Raw genomic sequence first — 6,000 nt, 5'->3', positions numbered from 1 at the left:
CGTCGTACCCATCCGCGTACCGCTGCTACTGGTGGTTACATCTGTATCCCCATCAATACTGAGGACTGCGGTTGCATTGTCCGTAATACCGGAGTTGTCATTGAAATAGGCATTAATGGTGTAATCTTCATTGGCGCCATCAGCAACGCTGATACTCAAGCCCGAGAAGGTCACCGTATCCGAACCTGCGTTGTACACGCCCACCACATTTGCTGCATCAGGACCATTCAAACGCCAGGTCATCTGTCCACGCTGCGCATCCGTTGAGGTGCCGCTGACGTTAACGACCACTTGCGATACTTGCATAGCAAGGCCATCCGCCGTGCCGCCGTCGCTGAGAGTAAAGCCAAAGACATCGACCGCTTCACCGACAGTATCCACCGTTGAAGCCAGCGAAAAGCTATAACTCGGTCCGGCCGTCAGGTTACCGTCAGAATCGACACTCAATGTTGTAACATCAAGTTTCGTGACGTTGCTGGTATTGCTCTGGCCATCATTTACATATAAATAAACGTCGTAAGCTGTTCCGCGCTCGAGACCGGTAACAACACGTGACGTTATGAACGGCTCAGACGAGGTTGAAGGAATATCAGCAAACAATAGACGCTCTGGCCCACCAGAAAATGCCGCTTCCTGGAAAATATCATTCGCAGTGACACTTCCTGCTCCATCTAATGTCACGCCAATATAAAAGTTCGCAAATGCGTCGAAATCACCAGTAACTCTGAAACTCGTCTGAGTTAGTTCGCTAATGGTCGGAGTGCCATTCTCAAAATTCGTCGGAATGTCATCCACAACCGTGATACTGAACGCCTCTTCATAATTCAATCCACCGGCATCAGTGGTGCGAACTCGCACACTGTAACTGCCATTGGAGATAGCACTGGCATCGTTGGCACGTAATGATGTTCCACTGATATTAAACGATGCGTTATCAGTACTGCCGGTGCCACTGACCAAGGTATAAGTATGATTTACATCATCACTATCCGTGGTACTCAACGTGCCCACCACAGCATTAGCGCCACCAGATTGGTTCACCGTTGCATTGCTCAGCGCAAGGTCTGTTGGCGCGTCATTCACAGCGAGGACGGTAACCGTAAAGGTATCTTCAACGAATAGACCACCTGCATCGGTGGCGCGAATCGTAATCGTGGCAGAGCCCGATGCATTCGCAGCATAACTTAACGTCAACACATCCGTATTGTTGTCTATCGACGCACCGACCAGCGTTGTGTTGTTGTTGGCCTCGACACTGTATACCAGGCTAGACGCATCAGTCTCAGCGTCCGTGAATCTATTGGCGAGTGTAAACGTCGAGTTCCCTGAATCTTCACCCACGGAAAAGTTGTCAGCAATCGGATTGGTGATTGTCGGTGCTGTGTTCGATGTTCCCGTCGTAAAATTCAAAAATTCTTTATCTGTGAAAGGAACACGAACTTTGCTGATATTATCAAGCTTCCCTAAAATATAGTTTTCGCTATCAGTAGCAAAAGTTCTATCGAATGAAACGTAGTATCTCGTGTTATCAGCAAGAGTGACGGAACGGTTAATCGTCAACGAATTGGCGCCAAACGTTAACCCTAGGTCGTTCGCGTTTATCGTCTCAACAATTGTATCGTCGTCATATCTGCGTATATATACGTTACCCGACCAAGGATTAATTGAACGAGATAACGAAAGTGTAATAGTAGTATCATTATCTACGCCAGTAGCGCCGCTACTGGGCGTTGTTGATAAAACTCGGACCGGATTTACAGTATTTTGAAGATAAATATCTGCTTCGCTACCACCACGTCGAATCCAAATATCCAAATCACCATCATCATCGATATCCGCAAAACTGCCGCTTAGGTTAAAAGCTGTATTCGCTGGTGTCGAACTTGAAAACGCAGAAAATGGGTTGTTAGCCGGATTTAAAGTAAAGGTTCCATTACCATTATTTTGACGATAACTAATAGCGCCACCAATCGCATCTTGGCTCGCTGTATCTAAATCACCATCGCCGTCAAAATCTCCCGCATATAACAAAGCCGTGGTTGTTGGAATGTATTCCAGCCCTGTTGGTAGCGTTCCAACAACCAGAGTCCCTGAATCATTTCTCAAATATAAGTCATTTCCGTCGCCACCAATGCGTTGCCAGACATCAATGTCACCATCCCCATCAAAATCGGCTGCGGTTGCACTAATGTTCGGTGTATACCCTGATGGAATCGAAGACACAAAATTTGCAAAAGGATTACCGACACTCGGATTAGTGGTAAATGTTCCGTTACCATTATTACGTAAAAACCAAGCTGGCCCTGAAGAGGTCTCAATACCGCTAAAATCTACATCACCGTCACCGTCGAAATCGGCCATTAAAACCGCACCCGAGCCAAACGCGTAAGTGAACTCTAGACCTGCTGGAAGTGCAACACTCTGATACACGCCATTTACATTTTCTAGGAGCGTATCAATACCATTCAGTTGACGGTGCCAAATATCTAGATCACCATCATTATCGTAGTCAAAAACTGATGTTAACGCTGAGCTAGCAATAAAAGTATTTACGCCGGAACTCGTGAAATTGACAAAAGGATTGGGAGTTGGGTTTATGCTAAAAGTCCCATCGCCATTGTTCCGATAGAACGTGATGGCTCCGCCCCCAGACGCTGTTGATATGAAATCAGCATCCCCGTCACCATCAAAGTCACCATCACGCACACCGCCTGTAACAGTTCCGGTAAACTCAAGACCTGCGGGAAGCGATGCTGATTGATAGTCATTTACGGTCTGCGCTATTGCAGTCGACGAGAACAGTGCTACTAAAGCACAGGTAATTGCGGGCAGTCTGAGTTGCTCAGAAAGGCGAGGCATAAGCTCCTCCATGAGAATATTTTCGTTAATTTTACGTAAAGATAAACTATAGGTGAGTTTTCTGACAAAAAACAACTATATTCGGACAAAACCATGTATTTGTTATATCGACATGTATAAAAAAACCCGCGGCAAGCCGCGGGTTTTTAGTTTTTGTCTTTTGTTCAAGGGCTTAGAACTGATAAGACAAATTCACGAATGCACGACGGCCATAGTAGTCATACTGTGAAGCGTAGATGGTGTTACCCGCTACTGCTACCGCAGAAGGACCAGCTTTAGGCGGCTCTTTGTCGAAGATGTTAGCGAGACCGAAGGTCACGTCTAAACCATCAAACAAACGCGTCTGTGCTGACAAAGCATGAATTACATAGGTAGGTGTATCTGCAATAAAGTTCACAGTTTCACCGCGATACTGCAACTCGTTACCATTGGTGTACAAGTAGTAGTTCGACGTTTTATCTACGTAACGAGCGTTCCAAGTGAACGTCCAATCATTCGTCATTAGGCTGGTGTTCAACGTACCGATATGTTTCGGGTTGCTGATCCGGCCAATGTAGGAGATTGGGTCGCTATCTGGGAACTGCTGGAATACCCGCTCGATCTGGATAGTGTGGTTCAAGGTTGAACGTAACTGACCAATTGGCGTTTCCGCGTTGAACGTAGTCACGATGTCAACACCGCGAACCAACTGCTGCGCAACGTTCACATAACCGCCACGAACGGTATCGATACCATAGTCACCGTCTGTACCATCACGACGTGTGATTTGGTCACAGAATGGCTCATTTTCGAAGTTCTCTGAGGTATAACACAAGTTCAGTACGTTTGAACCGCCAACGTTAGACACTTGGTCATCAATAGTTACTTTGTAGTAATCTACTGACGCTGCCCACATACGCTCTGGGCTTTCCCAAATGAAACCGAAACCTTCAGACACTGACGTTTCAGCTTGCAACTGACCTGCACCACCACCAGTCACAGCAGTCATTGAACTACCGATACCTGCGATGTATGACTCAGGAACGCCTGCAGCCGCACAGTTTTCACGGATTAATGGGTTTTCAGATTCTACCCAGTTAATACATGGATCGATATTCTGACCTAAGAAACCAGTTTGGTTATCAAGGTAGAGTTCAAACAAAGCTGGTGCACGGAAAGAAGTACCGCGTGATGCACGAGCACGTAAACCACCACCAATTGACCAGTTCATGCTAACTTTAAACGTGGTGTCGCTACCGTAGGCATCAACATCGGTCCAACGTGCAGAACCAGTCACATCTAAGGCTTCTACGAAAGGTAAGTCACGAAGTACTGGTGCTGAAAGCTCACCGTACACTGCTTTAGTTTTCGATTTACCTGCAGTAATACCTGCGCCACTCAAGCCCCATGAGTTACCACGCAGAGTTTCAACCCCTGGGGTATCTTTGAGCTCATCCGTTTGATAGTAAACACCAACCGCAGTCGCTAATGGGCCTGATGGTAAGTCAAGGATGTCGCCAGTGATGTATGCATCAAAAGTATCTTGCTTGTAGATAGTGTTACCTACTTCATCGCCAAACAAGAAGGCTTTAACGTCGGCACCGGGGTTACCGTTCATGTGATCCCAAGAGAACCAATCAACCGGCACACAGTCACGACCCGATAAAGGTGATTGCTCGCCTTCACATGGACCTGCGCCAATGAGGTTCAACTGCGCCATGATCATTGAGTCACGTAAAATGACTTTCTGAGCATACTCACCTTTGTTGTATGAACGCTGGTAAGACATATCCCAATTCCAGAAGCCGATTGAACCTTCAAGGCCAATCACGCCACGGGTGTAATCAACAGTAGTAGTGTTGCCGTAGTGATCAGTGATGGCTACTGGCAGCACTAATTCAGAACCAGACCAACCTTCCGCTAAGCTTAATGGAACGTATCCAATATCGGCAGTCCAGAACTGACGAGCACTGTAAATTTCAGTTTCGCGGCTGCTGTGCAGGAATTCGCCGTACAGCGACATGCTATCACCCAAGTCATAGTCACCTTGGATAAATGCAGCTGTAGTACTGGTCTCAGGAATCATCGATTGAGTTCTAAAGAACGGATGCTGGCCATTCAACCAACCATCTGATTCTTTATCCCAACCAGCCCAATACCAACCCGCTGGTGCACCATTAACGAAATCATCGTCATAAGCGTCGGTGCCCGCTTGTGGGAAGCCGTAACCGGTCTCATCAAACAACAAACGACCGCCGCCGAAGCCACGGTACAAACCGTAACCCGTACCATTACAATGGAATTCGCCGGTACGTGGATCGATTGGGTCTGCTCGTTCACCTGACTCAGGATCAAAGAAATAACGTTCGTTACAAGCAAAGTAGTCACGATCAGAACGCTGCAAACCAGTGTTCACGTTATGGTCGAGAACGATACGGTATGAACCGTTATCAAATGACTCACCGTAAGTACCGTTCAAGCGATAAGTCTCACCACCGCTATCCATTGGCTTGCTGCCGCTGAAATTCACGCTGGCGTCGTCGCCTTTTTTGGTGATGATGTTGATTACACCAGCAACCGCGTCAGAACCATACAGTGATGATGCACCATCTTTTAAGATTTCAACACGCTCAATAGCTGCTACTGGCAGCGAGTTCATGTCGTATGCAGCAACCTGACCACGAGTACCGGCAGGTCCAGCGCGACGGCCGTTCAACAATACGAGGGTACGGTTCGCACCTAAGCCACGCATTGAGATCGATTCGTTACCAGCACCACCAGCGGTTACGAAGCCAACCGAGTAAGCAGAAATCAACTGGTCAGAACCAGCTGCGATGGTAGTCGTACGGAGTAATTCACCCAGTGTGCTCAAACCTTGTTCGGTAGCGAGCTCAGCACTGATGATTTCAATAGGCGTAGCGCTGTCAAGGCCGTCGGTACGGATACGCGAACCAACAACTGTGATTCGTTCGGCGCGTTCAGCTTCTTCTTCTTCCTGTTCGTCTTCCGCTTGCGCAAAAGCGGCACCAGACAACAATAGTGTTGAACTAGCGCCGAATGCCAATGCGATGCGAACAGATTTTGCGAGTCTGTTTGCTTTCATGGGAGATCCTTGGATTGTAATAACAACTTATTATATTTATGTATTCTACGGGTACTAGT

The 6,000-nt window shown here is 47.2% G+C and carries 2 protein-coding genes; both read right to left on the bottom strand.

The window, feature by feature from the left end; all coding sequences use genetic code 11:
• A partial coding sequence (locus tag ACN0S4_RS12165; protein WP_417657941.1) for a beta strand repeat-containing protein occupies window positions 1-2,859 on the bottom strand: 2,859 nt, incomplete at its 3' end.
• Window positions 2,860-3,031: 172 nt separating this feature from the next.
• The gene (locus ACN0S4_RS12160; protein WP_417657940.1) at window positions 3,032-5,941 is read right to left on the bottom strand and encodes a TonB-dependent receptor plug domain-containing protein; all 2,910 of its coding nucleotides are present in this window, start codon (window positions 5,939-5,941) and stop codon (window positions 3,032-3,034) included.
• Between the last annotated feature and the right edge of the window lie 59 nt (window positions 5,942-6,000).

Origin of the sequence: Pseudidiomarina aestuarii (genome assembly GCF_048263735.1) — a bacterium.
Taxonomy (GTDB): Bacteria; Pseudomonadota; Gammaproteobacteria; order Enterobacterales; family Alteromonadaceae; genus Pseudidiomarina; species Pseudidiomarina aestuarii_B.
The sequence above is the reverse complement of the archived record's forward strand: the minus strand, read 5'-3'. Positions and strand labels throughout refer to the sequence as shown.